Source organism: Duganella sp. GW822-FHT06D06, assembly GCF_058799615.1.
In genome coordinates this window covers 286114-303190 of the sequence record NZ_JBXALQ010000007.1, presented here as the reverse complement: position 1 = coordinate 303190, position 17077 = coordinate 286114, and the positions used below count along the sequence as shown (strand labels likewise).

Here is a 17077-nt window from a genome sequence, read left to right as displayed (position 1 = left end):
GCTCAGCTTTTTAGAAGCCTTTGTAGTTATAGCCAATGCTGACACTGACGGCCAGCGGATCCAGGCGCACGTCCTGGGTCTGGCCGGTCGAGAAGTGGACCTTGGTTTTCAGCTTGGTCTTGATGACGGTGGCGTCGATGAACCATTTCTCGTTGATCTTCACGGTGCCGCCGATCTGGTAGCTCAGCGCCCACTTGTCGTCCAGCTTGTAGGTGGTGCCCGGGCCGCCGGTATTGAGCAGCGCGGTCAGCTGGCCGGAACCGGTCTCTTTCTGGAACATCGCGTAGGTGATGCCCAGGCCCACATACGGACGGAACATCGAATTGGCCGGCAGGAAGCGGTACTGCACAAACGCCGTCGGCGGCAACACTTCCGAGGTGCCCAGCTTGCCCGTGCCCTCGATGGCGCCGGCGCCGATCAGGTCGTGCTTGTACGGCAGGCCCAGGTCGATCTCGGCCGAGATGTTATCGGTCAGCATGTAGGCAATCGCGAAGCGCGGCTTGGTGTCGGCGCCGACGTCGGCCTTGGTGCCCGGCAGCGCCGGCGCCGAGACATCGCCCGAATCCACTTTCGGCGTGATCTTGTTGATGCCCAGCGTGCCCAGCCAGGTGCCGGCGGTTTGTTGCGCCGATGCCGCCGAGGCTACCGTCAGTGCGGCGGCCAGCGCCAGCAGTTTTACCGTGTTCTTCATATCGTCTCCTGATTTATTGTGTTGTGAGTCCGGCAGCCGTCCGCCCGGAGGCGGCGGCTGCCTGCGACGACTGAATTACAGCCAGCCCTTGACGACCAGCTTCTCGGCCACGTAGCGGGCCAGCAGCAGGTTGTTGAATGGCGTCGGGTGGACTTCGTCGGCAAAGGACCAGTGGCTGATGTCGCCAGCCTTGACGTTGCCGGCGTTGCAGGTCAACGAAGTGCCCAGCGGATTGGTCGCTGCGGTCAGGTTGCAGGCCGGTTCTTCCACGTTGGTCAGGCCGTATGGACCAGGGTTGGTCGCCTGGTCGTGGCTGACGGAGAACACGTCGACGATCAACACTTTCGGTTCCGACGCCAGGGCGGTGGTCAGCGCGCCATTGAAGGCCGAGACCATGGCATTGATCAGCGGCTGCGTGCTCGGCTTGCTGCGGCCCGACGGCGTGGTGGCCACGTCCGGCAGGTTGTTCACGGTGACGTAGTTGGCGCCGTTGGCGACGATCTTGGTCTTGACCAGGGCTGCCAGTTCCGTGCCGGCGGTCGCCATCGCGGTGATCAGCTCCGGACCGTGCGCGGCGGCGTAGTCGGCGCCGGCCTTGGCGCCGGCGGCGGTAGCGTCGGTGGTGGCCTTGGCCACCATCGGGCCCCAGACAGCCTGCGAAGCGACCGCCGAATTGCCTGGCTGGACCGCTGCGGTGCCAACCGCGACCTGGGTGATGCTGGTCTGGCTGCTGCCGGCGCGGGCTGCTTCCGTTTGCGCGGCCAGGCCTATGGCGGCGGCGGCGCTCTTCGGATCGGTGGCGCCGGCGGCCAGTTGGCCGACCAGGCTGGTGACATAGGCGACGCCGCCGGCGGCGGTGCCGGCAGCGGTGGCCTCGGCGCTCAGCTTGGCCAGATTGAACAGTGCGTCGTTGCCGCCGGCCATGACGAACACCATTTCATCGCCCTTGAACTTGCCGCCGACCGCCTTCAGGTGGTTGTCGATCTGGGTGGCGACCGGGATGGTCAGCGCGCCCAGCGGGCTGCCGGTCAGCTTGTTGCCCGGGCCGACAGGATTGGTGACGCGGGCGCCGCCCTGGGCGTAGCCGTAGCAGTTGGCGTGGGCCACTTGCGGCACCGAGAAACCTTTGGTGGCGTCGCCGTCGAGGCCGGTCAGGGCCGCGCACGGCGCGGCAACGCCCAGCTGGGCGGCGACCAGTTCGGTCCAGTTCTTGCCGGTCAGCGTGGAGACGGTGGCGGAGCTATCGCCATTGATCGTAAATTTGCCACCCTTGAGCGCCGCGACCGTGCCGACTGCGTAGGAGCCGACGTCGGACAGGCTGTCGCCGAACGATACCTGGCCGCTATACTTGACCTTGATGGTTTGGTCGCCGGGCTTGGGATCGGTGCCGCCGCAACCCGCCAGAACGGCCAGGGTCATTGCCGCGAGTGCAAATTTAGTATGACGCATGTTGTCTCCTAGAAAAATTTTTTTATAGTGTGATACGAACGGCCGTGCTATTCGCAACCCAACTAATATGCCAGCCTTATCCGGGAATGTATAGGGGAGCACATAAAAACCCGGGCAATTGGCTAGCGTTTGTGGCAAAAAAGAACGCTTGCTCGGCTGTATTTTCATAGAGACAACTTACACCAAATCTATTTCACCGGCCTGGTGCAGAATCAAAGAAGTTTCTTGCTTCGCGGAGGCAGAATGGCGCCACCAGGCCGGCGTGATAGGCGTCGTTGACCGCCTTGTCGGCGGCCACCGACGAGCCGGTGGCGGCGAGCACGGAAAGACGCAGCACCTGCTTGGCGGCGGCGAATTCGGCGCGCGTGGTGCGATACGGGACCAGCAACGCCGAGTCGTCCACGTCCAGCACCGTCAGCAGGCCGGAGGCGATGCCGCGCACGCTGAAATACTCGCTGGTGGCGTCGGTATTGGCGAACGGCACCAGCGGATCCTGGTTGCCGCCGCACAGGAACAGCGGCGCGGTCGGCGTGTAGGTGCGCAGGTCGTTCCGCAGCAGCCACTTGCGCAGCGGCTGGGCCGGCGAGCAGGCCAGCGGCGCGCCGCGGCTGGCGTTGCACGGATTGGCCTTGAGGTCGGCCAGGTAGCCGTTGCGGTAGCTGGTCTTCATCAGGTGGTCGGCGCCGAAATAGGAGGCGTAGCCTGACGCCTGCGGCAAGGAATCCTGGGCGAACAGCACATCGTTCGGCAGCTTGCCGGCCGCGACCAGGTCGCCCAGCCCCTGCGTGCCCGGCAGCAGCGTGTCGATGCCGGTGGCGTACTTGGCTTCGTAGATATCGTCCAGGCTGTTGTAGATGGCGCCGCCGGCGCGCTGGCCGGCGTTGATCAGCATCGGCAGGAAGCCGCTCGAACCCATGGTCGGCGCGCCGTTGTAGATGCTGTCGCCGAACTGCAGCAGCGCATACGGGCCGGACATCGGCGCCGCCGCCGTGACCGTGAATTCGCTCGGATACTTGACCTGCATCGCGCGCTGGGTGGCCAGCGCCACGAAGCCGCCTTGAGAGTAACCGCTCACCATCAGCCGGCTGGAAGGGGTGGCGCCGATGCTGCCGAACACGCTGCGGGCGGCGCGCAAGGCGTCCACCATGTCATTCGATTGCTGGTCGGCGTCCAGGTAGGGGTGGTAGGCCAGCGACGAGCCCGCATAGCCGGCGTAGTTCGGCGCCACCACGATGTAGCCCTGGGTCGCGAACATCGCCGCCACCAGCAGCGCCTCGGTGCCGGACAGATTGGACATGTCGGTGCTCTTGCGCGGCGACGTGCCGTGCGCGTACAACATCACCGGACGGGCGCCCTGGCAGGCCGGGTTGCTGCCGGAGGGCACGATGATGGCGGTGCTGGCGTCGGTGTCGGCCGCCACCGAGTCGACGGTGTGGTACTTGAGGGTGTAGGTGGTCACGGCGCAGGTCGGCGTGCCGGTCATGGCGCTGCCGAGGAGAATGGCGCTGTCGACCAGCTTCCTCATGACGGCCGGATCGACGGTGCTGGCCATGGCGCCGCCGCCGATCGCGGCCGGCACCAGCGTGGCGCCGCCGATCGGCACGCCGCGCAGCTGGACCGGCGGCTGCGTCACCACGCTGCCGCCGCTGCGGTCGCCGGCCGAGCCGCCGCCACCGCCACAACAGACCAGCAACACGACGAGGGAGATCGGGGAATAGCGGGCGGCGTTGAACATGATGCATCCTTGGATAAGGCGCAGGGCGCGCGAGCAGCCTCTGCCGGTAGGTCAAGGTCGCCGGGCTGTTTTTTCGTCCGGCAACGCTTTAGCTTAGCAGAAAAGCAAGCCCGTCGCACCACCCTGTTGCGACGGCCACACAACTCATTTTTTCAACAGTGACGCGATGATACCGGCCGAGCCGAACACCGAACGGCGCAGGCGGTCGTTGACGCCCAGCCATTGTGGGCCCTGCGGCGGGGTCTCCACCAGGATCAGGTCGGAGCCGGTCTGGTCCATGTCGCGCAGCGCCGCGTACAGGCCGTAGGCGTAGCCGGCCGGATCGGCCGGCAGCATGCGTTGCGACCGCAGCTGCGCCAGCGCCGGCAGGGCGTGGCCGATCAACGCCAGCTTGACGCCGCGCGCCTGCAACTGCGCCAGCGCGGCGGTCAGCTCGGCTTGCGCCAGCATGGTGACCGGGGTGCGCGGCGCGTAGTGCGATTCCAGCGTGCCGGAGGCGCGCGGGGCGGCCTGGTCCGGCGCGGCCGGCAGCGCGCCGATGACGTCGGCGATCTGCTGCGCGCTGATGTGGCCGGGACGCAGCAGCACCGGGCCGTGCGTGGCCAGGCGCGACAGGTCGACGATGGTCGATTCGATGCCGACCTGGCTGGCGCCGCCTTCCAGCACGGTGCTCAGCAACGCGCCGCTGCAGGCTTCGCCGTCGGTGGCGCCGTCGTCCCGCTGGTCCAGGCCGAACTCGTCGCGCACGTGTTGCGCGGTGGTCGGGCTGACGTTGCCGAACTTGTTGGCCGACGGCGCGGCCACGCCGCCCTTGCCGCCCTTGAAGGCGCTCAGCAAGGCGATCGCCACCGGATGCGACGGGCAGCGGATGCCGACCGTGTCCTGGCCGCCGGAGACGGCGTCGGGGATGTGGCTGGCGCGTTTCAAGATCAGGGTCAGCGGTCCCGGCCAAAAGGCGTCGACCAGCTGGCGCGCTTCCGGCGGAATGTCGGTGACCCAGTAGTCGAGCTCGGCGCCGGGGGCGACGTGCACGATCACCGGATGGTCGTTCGGCCGGCCCTTGGCCTGGTAGATGCGGGCCACGGCCGCCGGGTTCTCGGCGTCGGCGCCCAGGCCGTAGACGGTCTCGGTGGGGAAGGCCACCAGGCCGCCCTGCTCCAGGATCGCCGCCGCCGCCGCGATGGCGCTGCGATCGGCTACCGATGCGGCCTGCTGCTTCACGGTGCGATACCGAGTATCACGCAGGCGGCGTTGAGCTGCTGCTGCGCTTGCGCCAAGGTCGGCGCGATGAAGGTCAGGTGACCCATCTTGCGGGCGCGGCGCGGATCGTCCTTGCCGTACAGGTGCAGACAGGCGCCCGGCAGCGCCAGCACCTGGTCCCACGCCGGTTCGCGCGGGTTGCCATCACCTTCATCGCTGTCGTCGGTGAACCAGACGTCGCCGAGAATATTGAGCATCACGGCCGGCGAATGCTGGCGCACATCGCCCAGCGGCAGCCGCGCCATCGCGCGCACCTGCTGCGCGAACTGGCTGGTGACGCAGGCGTCCATCGTGTAGTGGCCGCTGTTGTGCGGACGCGGCGCCATCTCGTTGACCACCAGGCTGCCGTCGGTGAGCACGAAGAACTCGATGCACAGCACGCCGACGTAACCGAGCTCGGCGACGATGGCTTGCGCCGCCTGTTGCGCGATCCTGGCGCTGGCGTCGCACACGTTCGGGCCCGGCACGGTGGTGGTGAACAGGATGCCGTCGCGGTGGACGTTCTCGGCGATCGGATAGACCACCGATACACCGTCGGCGCCACGGGCGGTCAGCACCGAGACCTCGTAGGCCAGCGGCAGCATCTTCTCCAGCAGGCAGGTCACGCCGTCCATGCTGTCGAAGGCGGCGCGCACGTCCTCGCGGCTGCGCACCCGGACCTGGCCCTTGCCGTCGTAACCCATGCGCACGGTCTTCAGGATGCCCGGCAGCAGCTCGTCGCCGATGGCGGCGATGTCCTCATGCGAGGCGATCACCTTGTGCGGCGCCGGCAGCACGCCCGACTTGGGCGCGCAATCGACGAAGAAGCGTTTCTCGGCGATGCGGTCCTGCGCCACCGACACGCCGTGCGCGTTCGGTGCGACAAACACTTGCTGCGCCAGGCGCGACAGGCTGTCGGCCGGCACGTTCTCGAATTCGGTGGTGACGGCCAGGCATTGCGCGGCCAGCGCGTCGAGGCCGGCGGCATCGCTGTAGCCGGCTTCAACCAGGCGCTGCGCGACCTGCCCGGCGGGACAATCGGCCGCCGGTTCCAGCACGGCCACTTGATAGCCCATGCTTTGCGCGGCCTGGGCGAACATGCGGCCCAGCTGGCCGCCGCCCATCACCCCCAGCCAGGCTGGCGGATTGGCGGCTGGAAGGATAGGTGTAAACAGTTTGCTCATTTATTCCAGCGGTAAAGTCATGGCCTTGGCGGCTTCGGTTTGCGTGACGCGGAATGCTTCCAGCCGGTCGGCCAGCGCATCGTCGTTGGCGGCGATCATGGCGACCGCCGTCAGCGCGGCGTTGGCGGCGCCGGCTTCGCCGATGGCGAAGGTGGCCACCGGCACGCCCTTGGGCATCTGCACGATGGACAGCAGCGAATCCTCGCCGCGCAGGTACTTGGACGGCACCGGCACGCCCAGCACCGGCACGATGGTCATCGCCGCCACCATGCCAGGCAGGTGGGCGGCGCCGCCGGCGCCGGCGATGATGGCGCGCAGGCCGCGCGCGCGGGCGCTCTTGGCATAGGCGTACATCTCGTCCGGCATGCGGTGCGCGGAAATCACTTGCGCTTCAAACGGCACGCCGAACTGCTTGAGGATGGCGACCGCGTTCCGCATCACGTCCCAGTCCGACGACGAACCCATGATGACGCCGACCAGTGGCTTGTTCTGATCCATGTTATGCCTTCAGCTTCTGGCCGGTCAGGCGCTCGATCGCTTCGAAGTACTTGGCCTGGGTCTTGTCGATGACGTCGGCAGGCAGCGCCGGCGCCGGTGCGGTTTTGCCCCAGCTCAGGGTTTCCAGGTAGTCGCGCACGAACTGCTTGTCGAACGACGGCGGCGACATGCCGGGCTGGTACGAATCCGCAGGCCAGAAGCGCGACGAGTCGGCGGTCAGCACTTCGTCCATCAGGTGCATGACGCCGTTGTCGTCCAGGCCGAATTCGAACTTGGTGTCGGCGATGATGATGCCGCGCGTGGCGGCGTAGTCGGCGGCGGCCTTGTACAGGGCGATGCTGACGTCGCGCATCTTGGCGGCCAGTTCGGCGCCGATGCGGCTTTCCATGTCGGCGAAGCTGATGTTCTCGTCGTGCTCGCCCAGGTCGGCCTTGGCGGCCGGGGTGAACAGCGGCTCCGGCAGCTTCTCAGCCTGTTGCAGGCCGGCCGGCAGCTTGATGCCGCAGATGCTGCCGGTGTCCTGGTAGTCCTTCCAGCCCGAACCGATGATGTAGCCGCGCACCACCGCCTCGACCATGATCGGCTTCAGGCGCTTGGCGACCACGGCGCGGCCCTTGACCTGCTCCACTTCGTCGGCGGCGACCACCGATTCCGGCGCCACGCCGGTCAGGTGGTTGGGCACGATGTGGCCGAGTTTCTCGAACCAGAAATCGCTCATCTGGTTCAGGACCATGCCCTTGCCGGGGATAGGCTCGTTCATGACGACGTCGAACGCCGACAGGCGGTCGGTGGTGACGATCAGGATCTTGTCGTCGCCGACTGCGTAGTTGTCGCGGACTTTGCCGTGGCCGAGCAGTGGCAGGGAGTGGATGGAGGTCTGGTAAAGGCTGTTCATAGCGGGAGGTGGATAGACTAGCGGTATAGAAAAGCGAAAACCGGCGCAGGGAAAACCTTGCTAGCCGGTCAAGAGAGTTGGACCGATTCCCGAAAGAATCAGTCCGTTCCAAAACAGAATTTTACTTCACAATCTGCGACAGCTCGCCGGCCTTGTAGCGCTCGGCCATTTTTTCCATCGGGATGACCTTGATCTTCGACGCCTGGCCTTCGCAGCCGAAGGCCTGGAAGCGGGCGCGCACGACCAGCTCGGCGGCGGCGCGGGCCGGCTTGAGGAAGTCGCGCGGGTCGAACTTCGACGGGTTCTGGAACAGGTATTGACGCACGGCGGCGGTCATGGCCAGACGGATGTCGGTGTCGATGTTGATCTTGCGTACGCCGTGGCGGATGCCTTCCTGGATCTCTTCGACCGGCACGCCGTAGGTTTCCTTCATGTCGCCGCCGAATTCGCGGATGATGGCCAGCAGTTCCTGCGGCACCGACGACGAACCGTGCATCACCAGGTGGGTGTTGGGGATGCGGGCGTGGATTTCCTTGATGCGGTCGATGGCCAGGATGTCGCCGGTCGGCTTGCGGGTGAACTTGTAGGCGCCGTGCGAGGTGCCGATGGCGATCGCCAGCGCGTCGCACTGGGTGCGCTGCACGAAGTCGGCGGCCTGGGCCACGTCGGTCAGCAGCTGTTCGCGGGTCATGGTGCCGTCGGCGCCGTGGCCGTCTTCCTTGTCGCCCTTCATGGTTTCCAGCGAACCGAGCACGCCCAGTTCGGCTTCCACGGTGACGCCGATGGCGTGCGAGAACTTGACCACTTCGCGCGACACTTCGACGTTGTAGTCGTAGGAGGCGACCGACTTGCCGTCCGCTTCCAGCGAGCCGTCCATCATCACCGAGGTGAAGCCGGAGCGGATCGCGCCCATGCAGACCGCCGGCGACTGGCCGTGGTCCTGGTGCATGACGACCGGGATGTGCGGGTAGGCTTCGACGGCGGCGTCGATCAGGTGGCGCAGGAAGGCTTCGCCGGCATATTTGCGGGCGCCGGCCGAAGCCTGCATGATGACCGGGCTGTTCAGCGCGTCGGCCGCGGCCATGATGGCCTGCACTTGCTCCAGATTGTTGACGTTGAATGCAGGGATGCCATAGCCGTTTTCAGCGGCGTGGTCCAGCAGTTGGCGCATGGATACGAGGGACATGGTAATACTCCAAACAATAAAAAAACCTGGTTGCCGGAGCCGGCCAGCCTCGTTGTTCGAGGCTGGCCACCCTCGTTCCGCGAGGGGGCGCTGCCGGACTTACTTGGTAAATTCTCCAACCTTGACGATCTTCAGCGCATTGGTGCCGCCGACCTGGCCCATCGGCTCGCCCCAGGTGACGACGATCATGTCACCCTTCTTGGCGATGCCGTTCTCGACCAGCAGATCCTCGGCCTGTTTCAACACTTCCGCGCTGCCGGCCTTCTGCAGCAGATTGTAGGCCTTCACGTTGCGGTACAGCGCCACCTTGCGCTGGGTCGTCACGCTCGGCGTCAGCGCGAAGATCGGCGTATCGATGTTGTGGCGGCTCATCCACAACGCGGTCGAGCCGGACTCGGTCAGCGCCACGATCGCCTTCACCGCCAGATGGTGCGCGGTGAACAGCGCGGCATAGGCGATCGACTGGTCGATCCGGGTGAAGGTCGCATTGAGGAAGTCGGCGTCGAGCTTGTTGTACTCGGACTGCTCGGCTTCCACGCAAATGGCGGCCATCATTTCCACCGTTTCAATCGGATAACGGCCCGAGGCGGTTTCCGCCGAGGTCATCACCGCATCCGTGCCGTCCAGCACCGCGTTGGCCACATCCGATACCTCGGCGCGGGTCGGCACGGCGTTGAAGATCATCGACTCCATCATCTGGGTCGCGGTGATCGCCAGCTTGTTCGACTCGCGCGCCATGCGGATCATGCGCTTCTGCAGCGCCGGCACCGCCGCGTTGCCCACTTCCACCGCCAAATCGCCACGCGCCACCATGATGCCGTCGGAAGCGTCGAGGATCTCTTGCAGCACAGGGATCGCTTCGGCGCGTTCGATCTTGGCGATCATCAGCGGCTTGTGGCCGAACGGCTCGCCGGCGATATTGGCCAGCTGACGCGCCATTTCCATGTCGGTCGCACTTTTCGGGAACGAGATCGCCAGGTAATCGCACTGGAAACTCATGGCCGTCTTGATGTCTTCCATGTCCTTGGCGGTCAGCGCCGGCGCGGTCAAGCCGCCGCCCTGGCGGTTGATGCCCTTGTTATTGGACAGCTCGCCACCGATCTTCACGGTGGTGTAAATCTCATGGCCGACGATCTTGTCGACCACCAGCACGATCAGGCCGTCGTTCAGCAACAGCCTGTCGTCGGCGCGCAAATCCTGCGGCAGCGCCTTGTAGTCCAGGCCGACGCGATCCTGGTTGCCCAGCTCGCCGTTTTCGCCCCATTTCGCGTCCAGGATGAATTTATCGCCGTTCGCAAGGTCAATCTTACCATTTTCAAACTTGCCGACGCGGATTTTAGGACCCTGCATGTCGGCCATGATCGCCACTTCGCGGCCGCATTCGGCCGCCGCCTCACGCACCAGGCGCGCGCGGTCGATATGATCCTGGGCCTTGCCATGCGAGAAGTTCAGGCGCACGACATCAACGCCCGCACGTATCATTTTGACCAGGACGTTGAAGTCTGTGGAGGCTGGGCCGATCGTTGCAACAATTTTGGTACCACGGGACATAGTATTCCTTGAGCGTTGGGTCATGCGAACAGTCTCCGCAAAGGCGGCGGAGACCCGGAAAAGCTGCGCTGTTTGTGTTGCTAAGGGCCAAAATTTGTAGCAAAGCTACAAATTTCAGACCTTAATCAGGCATTAACTGGATTTTACTGTTAATTTGCTACACCGCACGACCGTGCTTTTATAGTTACTATTTTTACTGCGCCGCAGCACGCTGCGTCAAAATCTCCACCGCAGGCAAGGTCTTACCTTCCAGGAACTCCAGGAAGGCGCCGCCGCCGGTCGAGATGTAGCCGATCTGCTCGGTGATGTGGTACTTGGCGATGGCCGCCAGCGTGTCGCCGCCGCCGGCGATCGAGAACGCCTTCGAGTTGGCGATGGCCAGCGCCAGCGTCTTGGTGCCTTCGCCGAACTGGTCGAACTCGAACACGCCGACCGGGCCGTTCCAGACGATGGTGCCGGCGGCGCCGATCTGCGCGGCCAGGATGGCGGCGGTTTTCGGGCCGATGTCCAGGATCATGTCGTCGTCGGCCACGTCAGCCACATCCTTGACGGTGGCGACGGCGGTCGGCGCGAATTCCTTGGCGCAGACGACGTCGACCGGGATCGGCACCTGCGCGCCGCGCTGGGCCATGATCTCGATGATGGCCTTGGCTTCTTCGACCAGCTCGTTTTCCACCAGCGACTTGCCGATGTTCAGGCCGACGGCCTTCATGAAGGTGTTGGCGATGCCGCCGCCGACGATCAGGTTGTCGACCTTGTCGGCCAGCGCCTTCAGGATCGACAGCTTGGACGACACCTTGGAACCGGCGACGATGGCCAGCAGCGGACGGGCCGGGGCGCCCAGCGCCTTGCCCAGCGCATCCAGCTCGGCGGCCAGCAGCGGACCGGCGCAGGCGACCGGCGCGAACTTGGCGATGCCGTGCGTCGAGGCTTCCGCGCGGTGCGCGGTGCCGAAAGCGTCGTTGACGTAGATGTCGCACAAAGCGGCCATTTTCCGCGCCAGTTCGTCGCTGTTTTTCTTTTCGCCCTGGTTGACGCGCACGTTTTCCAGCAATACCACTTGGCCGGCCTGCAGCGATTCCAGGCCAGAGCCGTCAACCCAGTTCTGTTTCAGCTCGACCGGCTGGCCCAGCAGCTCGGCCAGGCGCGCGGCGACCGGCGCCAGACTGTCTTCCGGCTTGAACTCGCCTTCGGTCGGGCGCCCCAGGTGGGACGTGACCATGACCTTGGCGCCGGCGGCCGCGGCCGCCTTGATGGCCGGTACGGACGCGCGGATGCGCGTATCTTCGGTGATATTGCCGCTATCATCCTGCGGCACGTTCAAGTCGGCGCGGATGAAAACGCGCTTGCCTTGCAGCGCATTCTGGGCGATGAGATCTTGCAGACGGATGAAGTTCAAAACAGCGGACATGGTTACCCAAAGGTCGAGTTGAAGAAAGAGCGCTATTTTACCGCAAGGACGGGGGTGTTTTAACTGTTATTAAAATACATGGATCAGCCGCAAAGCCGTGTAAAAGGCCATGCCGAACACAATTGTCTGCAACATATTGCGTCGCAGCAAATAAAAGATCGTCGCCACGATGCCTGATACCAGTTTGAGATTGCTCAAATCGAGCAGCGGCTGGCTGTTCACCATGATCAGGTCCGGCGCGACGATGGCCGCCAGCGCGCAGGCCGGCGCGTAGCGCAGCATTTCCTGCACCCGCTTGGGGATGGTGAGGTGCTGGCCGATCAGCCAGAACGAGCTGCGGGTGGCGGCGGTGGCCAGCGCCAGCACGCCGATGATGATCCAGATTTCCCAATCAACCATGGTTTTTTCTCCATTTTTCGACGCCCTCTTCGATCGCCATCGAGGTCAGCATGCCGACCAGCACGGCCAGCAGCAGGCCCAGCTTGTACGGCAGGCCGGCCGCCAGCACCGACACCGCGCCGGCCACCAGCACGCCGCACAGCGCCGGCCGGCCCACCATCAGCGGGATCATCACGCAGATGATGGCCAGGGTGCCGGCAAAGCCCAGCCCCCATTCGGCGGGCACGGCGCTGCCGAGGAAGATGCCGGCGATCGAACCGACCTGCCAGGCGCCCCAGTTCGGGTACAGCAGGCCTTTCAGGTAGGACAGCTTGCCCACCTGCGGCGCGGCGCTCGGGTATTTATGCAGGAACAGGGCGACCGTCATGTCGCCGGCCACGTAGCCGAGCACGAAGCGCTTGCGCCACGGCAGCTGGGCGAAATGCGGCGCCAGCAGCGCCGAAAAGATGACAAAGCGCAGGTTGACCACGAAGGCGGTGGCGAAAATCACCCAGATCGGCGAGTGCGAGGCGATCAGCGGCAAGGCCGCCAGCTGGGCCGATCCGGCGAACACCAGCAAGGTCATGCCCAGCGCCTGCGGCACGGTCAGCCCGCTTTTGACCATGGCGATGCCCACCACCAAGCCCCAGGCGCCGATGCCGAACAAGGTGGGAGTGCCGGTCTTGAGGCCTTCGCGCCACGAGGGCTCGTGGTGCTCGGCGACGTAGGGCTGGGGAGGTGCGCTGCTCAATTCGGTCATGTGCGTCATCGTGTGGCATTCCCGCCACATAGCAGGCCGCACCGGGGTTGTAGAGGCGCTATTTTACCGATGATTTTTGCTCAATGCGCGAATCCGTTAAAATCGTGGTTTTCCTCAGCCTTACGGAGCACACGAATATGACCAACGCCCACACGTCCGCCGCCACCAATGCAGTTGAGCTCGAGGGCAAGGACTTGCCGGCCCACTGCCCTAACCCGGCCATGCCGCTGTGGTCGTCCCACCCACGCGTGTTCCTGGAATTCAACCACGACGGCATCGCCAAGTGCCCGTACTGCGGCACCGCCTATCGCCTGAAGCCGGGCACCGTCGTCGGTCACCACTAATATAACGCCAGCCAGCGCCCCGGAGCCAGCATGCCCACCAAGCGAGTCAAGCAGTTGAATGGCAGTGCCGCCGAGACCGAATCGGCGTTTTACGACGCGCTCAACCGCGCCGACCTGGACGCGCTGATGGCGCTGTGGGCCGACGACGACGAGATCGTCTGCGTGCATCCGGGCGGACCGCGCCTGATCGGCCATGCGGCGATCCGCAGCTCGTGGGCCGCGATCCTGGAACACGGCGGCCTGCACATCGTGCCGTCGCAGTTGCATGAAACCCACAATCTGATGAGCTCGGTGCACACCGTGGTCGAGGGCACCACCGCCGGCGGCGAGGCCGCGCACCTGGTCGCCACCAACGTCTACGTCAAGACGCCGCGCGGCTGGCGCATCGTGCTGCACCATGTGTCGGTGGCGCCGGGCGCGGCGCCGGTCGATACCCACAGCCAGATCCTGCATTGATGCCGTACTGAGTCCGTCATGAAGTACCGCGCCCCGTTCTGGCTCCCATCCGGCCATCTGCAAACCATCTATCCCGCCACCTGCATCGCCAAGCCGGCGGTGCGGTTCCGGCGCGAGCGCTGGGAAGCGCCGGACGGCGATTTCATCGATGTCGACTTCGTCGACGGCCAGCCGGGCCAGCCCTTCGTGGTGCTGTTCCACGGCCTGGAAGGCTCGTCCGACAGCCACTACGCGCGCTCGCTGATGGCCGACGTGGCCGCGCGCGGCTGGTCGGGCGCGGTGCCGCACTTCCGCGGCTGCTCCGGCGAGCCCAACCGCGCACCGCGCTTCTACCACTCGGGCGACGCCGCCGAGATCGACTGGATCGTGCGCCGCCTGCACGGCCGCAGCAGCGGCAAGTTCTACGCCGCCGGCGTCTCGCTGGGCGGCAACGCGCTGCTGCGCTGGCTGGGCGAGTCGCAGCACCAGGCCGACTTTGTCGACGCCGCCTGCGCGGTATCGGCGCCGCTGGACCTGGCGCAGGGCGGCGTCTCGCTGTCGAGCGGCTTCAACATGATCTACACGCGCATGTTCCTGCAAACGCTCAAGCCCAAGTGCATCGCCAAGCTCCAGCAGTTCCCCGGCCTGTTCGACCTCGACGCGCTGCACGCCGCGCGCGACCTGTACGCCTTCGACAACGTGGTGACGGCGCCGCTGCACGGCTACCGCAACACCGACGACTACTGGGACCGCGCCAGCGCCAAGCATGTGCTGGACGACATCACCGTGCCGACCTTGGTGCTGAACGCCAAGAACGATCCCTTCCTGCCCGGCCGCCACCTGCCGCAACGCGCGGCGCCGAACGTGGTGCTGGACTATCCCGCCGAGGGCGGCCATGTGGGCTTTGCCGTCGGCGGCCTGCCGGGCAAGCTGCACTGGCTGCCGCAGCGCCTGATCCACTTCATGGAAGGCGTCAGCGCCACCAACGACGCACTGACCGAACAACATGGATGACATCGTCAAGCAAGCGCTGGCCAAGTGGCCCAACGTGCCCTACTGCTACGGCTGGCTGGGACTGGATGCGCGCGGCAACTGGCGCATGCGCGACGAGCGCGCCCAGCATCTGAACCTGCCGGGCGACAAACTGCAGCACGCGGCGCTGGTCGCCTTCATCGTGCGCAACTACGCGGCCGACGAGCGCGGCTGCTGGTATTTCCAGAACGGTCCGCAGCGCGTGTACGTGCAGCTGGAAGCCACACCCTACATCGTCCGCACCGATCCCGCGCTGGGCTGGGCCTTGCACACGGGCGCGGCGCTGGGAGCGGTCGAGGAAGTGGTGCTGACGGAGACTGGCGCGCTGGTCTTGCGCAGCGGCGCCGTGGTGGCGCAGCTGGACGACCGCGATTTCGCCCACGTGCTGCCGCTGCTGAAAATGAACGGCGCCGCCGTGGTCGATGAAGACCTGCTGGCGTGGATGGAAGGTGCGGCGTCCGGCGCGCTGACGCTGGACGGCGTGGCCGTGCGGCGCGTGGCCGCCGCCGAACTGCCGGCGCGCTACGGCTATGTCAGCGTGCCGTGCGCCGCTGCATAAGTTCCGACTCCTGGCGCTGACGCTCGAACGGACTGGCCGGTGCCGCGCCTTCCGCGCCGCTGCGCATCTCCGCCTTGAACGCCGGGCGCGCATCGGCCTCGCGTAAATCCTTCTTGCCCTTCTCGCCCAGCTCCTCGCGGCGACGCGCCTGCAACTCGCGCTCGCGCGCATCGATCACGGCCTGGTCGTAGAAGGAAGCATCGGGCGCCTTGCGCGCGTAGCTCAGCTGGTCCAGCGCCGACAACACGCCACCCTGCAACACATACGATTCCGCCAGCGCGATATGCTGCAAGGCCAGCTTGCCCTGCTTGGAATAGGTCTGCGCCAGCAAATCGTAGGCGTCCGGATCTTCTCGGTACAGCTGCACCTGGTCGCGCAGATAGACGGCCGCCTGCTCCAGCTTGCCGGCCGCGATCAAGGCCTCGCCATATTGATGCGCGATGCCGCGCGACAGCGGGAACTGCACGTGCGCCGCGTCCGCCTCGGCCAATCCCTTTTCGATCATCGCCTTGTTGTCCGGCTGCGCCAGCTTGATCTCGATCGAGGTGCTGACGAAGATCGAATCCTGCGCCGGCCGCGCGGCCATGCTGAAGGTGCCGGCGGCGGGCGGCTTGTCGAAAGTCGCGCGCGCCTTGTCGAGCCAGACCTGGGCCTGCGCGGTGTCGCCTTTTTTCAGCGACAGGAAAGCCATGCCGTACTGGCCGGCGGTGACCTGCTGGCGATTTTCCTGCCGCATCTGGCCTTCGAAAAACGCCTTGGCCTCGGCCTGGCCGGCCGTGCTCGGGTCCTGCAGCACGCGCGCGCGCGAACGCACCAGGTAGAAATCCAGGCTGTCCTGGCGCTGCTTGTACGGCTGCTCGCGGATGCGGGCCTGGATGTCGGCGATGCGCTCCGTGGTCAGCGGGTGGCTTTGCAGATAGGCCGGCACCAGGTCGCTGTAGTTGCGGGTCGCGGCCTGCATGCGCTGGAAGAAGCCCACCATGCCCGAGGTGTCGAAGCCGGCCGCGCCCATGATCTGGAAGCCGATGCGGTCGGCCTCGCGCTCGGCCTCGCGGCCGAAGTTCAGTTGCCGCTGGATGGCCAGGCCCTGCCCGGCCGAGAACACGCCGATGGCCGCGTCGCCGCCGGCCTTGGAGGCCAGCGCCGCCAGGATCATCGCCGCCAGCGGAATCAAGGCGTCCTGCTTCTGCTGGCCGATCGAGCGGGCGATATGGCGCTGCGCCACGTGGCCGATCTCGTGGCCCAGCACCGAGGCCAGCTCGGACTCGGACTGCGCCGCCAGCAGCAGCGCCGAGTGCACGGCGATGAAGCCGCCGGGCAGCGCGAAGGCGTTCAGCATCGGATCGCGCACGGCGAAGAAGTAGTAGTCGAAATTGGCCTCGCCGCGCGCGCCGGGACGGGCGGCGACCAGCGAGTTGCCGAAGCTGTTCAGGTATTCGAGGATGGGGCCGTCGTCGAGGAAATCGTGGTCGCGGCGGATATCGCGCATGATTTCCTCGCCCAGCTTGCGCTCCATCAGCGGCGACAAGTCCTGGCGTTCGGTATCGCCGAGCGCGGGCAGGTTGGGGATCCTGGCGGGCGCCAGCACGTCTTGGGCCATGGCCAGGGGCATGGCGACCAGCAGCGCGGCGGCAACTACACGCATGCGCAGAGAGCGGGGGGAGCGTTTTGTATTCACGATGATATGATACCCGCAACTTGGGCGCACCAGCGCGGCGTCCGCCGACGAA

At 65.8% G+C, this 17077-nt stretch carries 17 protein-coding genes; 4 read left to right on the top strand and 13 right to left on the bottom strand.

Annotated features, from left to right (window positions below; all coding sequences use genetic code 11):
* Window positions 1-10: 10 nt before the first annotated feature.
* The 12 genes from AC1RMD_RS15900 to AC1RMD_RS15845 all read right to left on the bottom strand — a co-directional run bounded on the left by AC1RMD_RS15900 (window position 11) and on the right by AC1RMD_RS15845 (window position 12977).
* Window positions 11-691 (bottom strand): OmpW/AlkL family protein, encoded by a 681-nt coding sequence (locus AC1RMD_RS15900; RefSeq protein WP_492927641.1) that lies wholly within the window; start codon window positions 689-691, stop codon window positions 11-13.
* Between the two features lie 75 nt (window positions 692-766).
* A complete protein-coding gene (locus AC1RMD_RS15895; RefSeq protein ID WP_492927640.1) occupies window positions 767-2140 on the bottom strand; it encodes an SGNH/GDSL hydrolase family protein in 1374 nt (457 codons plus the stop codon).
* A gap of 193 nt (window positions 2141-2333) precedes the next feature.
* On the bottom strand, window positions 2334-3875 hold the full coding sequence (locus AC1RMD_RS15890) for an alpha/beta hydrolase (RefSeq protein ID WP_492927639.1): 1542 nt from the start codon (window positions 3873-3875) through the stop codon (window positions 2334-2336).
* Between the two features lie 144 nt (window positions 3876-4019).
* A complete protein-coding gene (locus AC1RMD_RS15885) occupies window positions 4020-5096 on the bottom strand; it encodes an L-threonylcarbamoyladenylate synthase (protein ID WP_492927638.1) in 1077 nt (358 codons plus the stop codon).
* On the bottom strand, window positions 5093-6298 hold the full coding sequence (locus tag AC1RMD_RS15880; protein WP_492927637.1) for a 5-(carboxyamino)imidazole ribonucleotide synthase: 1206 nt from the start codon (window positions 6296-6298) through the stop codon (window positions 5093-5095). Before AC1RMD_RS15880 ends, AC1RMD_RS15885 begins: the two co-directional genes overlap by 4 nt.
* Window positions 6299-6796 (bottom strand): 5-(carboxyamino)imidazole ribonucleotide mutase, encoded by a 498-nt coding sequence (gene purE / locus AC1RMD_RS15875; RefSeq protein WP_492927636.1) that lies wholly within the window; start codon window positions 6794-6796, stop codon window positions 6299-6301.
* A gap of 1 nt (window position 6797) precedes the next feature.
* On the bottom strand, window positions 6798-7691 hold the full coding sequence (locus tag AC1RMD_RS15870; protein WP_492927635.1) for a phosphoribosylaminoimidazolesuccinocarboxamide synthase: 894 nt from the start codon (window positions 7689-7691) through the stop codon (window positions 6798-6800).
* A 121-nt stretch (window positions 7692-7812) separates the two neighbouring features.
* Window positions 7813-8877, bottom strand: coding sequence for a class II fructose-bisphosphate aldolase (gene fba / locus AC1RMD_RS15865; protein ID WP_492927634.1), 1065 nt, complete (start codon window positions 8875-8877; stop codon window positions 7813-7815).
* Between the two features lie 99 nt (window positions 8878-8976).
* A complete protein-coding gene (pyk, locus tag AC1RMD_RS15860) occupies window positions 8977-10428 on the bottom strand; it encodes a pyruvate kinase (RefSeq protein WP_492927633.1) in 1452 nt (483 codons plus the stop codon).
* A gap of 193 nt (window positions 10429-10621) precedes the next feature.
* Complete coding sequence (locus AC1RMD_RS15855; RefSeq protein WP_492927632.1) at window positions 10622-11839, bottom strand: phosphoglycerate kinase; 1218 nt, start codon at window positions 11837-11839, stop codon at window positions 10622-10624.
* 69 nt (window positions 11840-11908) lie between these two features.
* On the bottom strand, window positions 11909-12238 hold the full coding sequence (locus AC1RMD_RS15850) for an AzlD domain-containing protein (RefSeq protein WP_492927631.1): 330 nt from the start codon (window positions 12236-12238) through the stop codon (window positions 11909-11911).
* On the bottom strand, window positions 12231-12977 hold the full coding sequence (locus AC1RMD_RS15845) for an AzlC family ABC transporter permease (RefSeq protein WP_492927674.1): 747 nt from the start codon (window positions 12975-12977) through the stop codon (window positions 12231-12233). The genes AC1RMD_RS15850 and AC1RMD_RS15845 overlap by 8 nt, the downstream gene beginning before the upstream one ends.
* A gap of 137 nt (window positions 12978-13114) precedes the next feature.
* Between AC1RMD_RS15845 and AC1RMD_RS15840 the strand changes: the two genes are divergently transcribed.
* The 4 genes from AC1RMD_RS15840 to AC1RMD_RS15825 are packed head-to-tail and all read left to right on the top strand — an operon-like array spanning window position 13115 to window position 15347.
* On the top strand, window positions 13115-13321 hold the full coding sequence (locus AC1RMD_RS15840) for a zinc-finger domain-containing protein (RefSeq protein ID WP_117014229.1): 207 nt from the start codon (window positions 13115-13117) through the stop codon (window positions 13319-13321).
* Between the two features lie 30 nt (window positions 13322-13351).
* The gene (locus AC1RMD_RS15835) at window positions 13352-13777 is read left to right on the top strand and encodes a YybH family protein (protein ID WP_492927630.1); all 426 of its coding nucleotides are present in this window, start codon (window positions 13352-13354) and stop codon (window positions 13775-13777) included.
* A gap of 18 nt (window positions 13778-13795) precedes the next feature.
* Complete coding sequence (locus AC1RMD_RS15830; protein ID WP_492927629.1) at window positions 13796-14770, top strand: YheT family hydrolase; 975 nt, start codon at window positions 13796-13798, stop codon at window positions 14768-14770.
* Window positions 14763-15347: a DUF2946 family protein gene (locus AC1RMD_RS15825; protein ID WP_492927628.1), complete on the top strand. Its 585-nt coding sequence runs from the start codon at window positions 14763-14765 to the stop codon at window positions 15345-15347. Before AC1RMD_RS15830 ends, AC1RMD_RS15825 begins: the two co-directional genes overlap by 8 nt.
* On the opposite strand, the gene AC1RMD_RS15820 is transcribed toward AC1RMD_RS15825, so the two are convergent.
* Complete coding sequence (locus tag AC1RMD_RS15820) at window positions 15322-16992, bottom strand: M48 family metallopeptidase (protein ID WP_492927627.1); 1671 nt, start codon at window positions 16990-16992, stop codon at window positions 15322-15324. The genes AC1RMD_RS15825 and AC1RMD_RS15820 overlap by 26 nt on opposite strands.
* Between the last annotated feature and the right edge of the window lie 85 nt (window positions 16993-17077).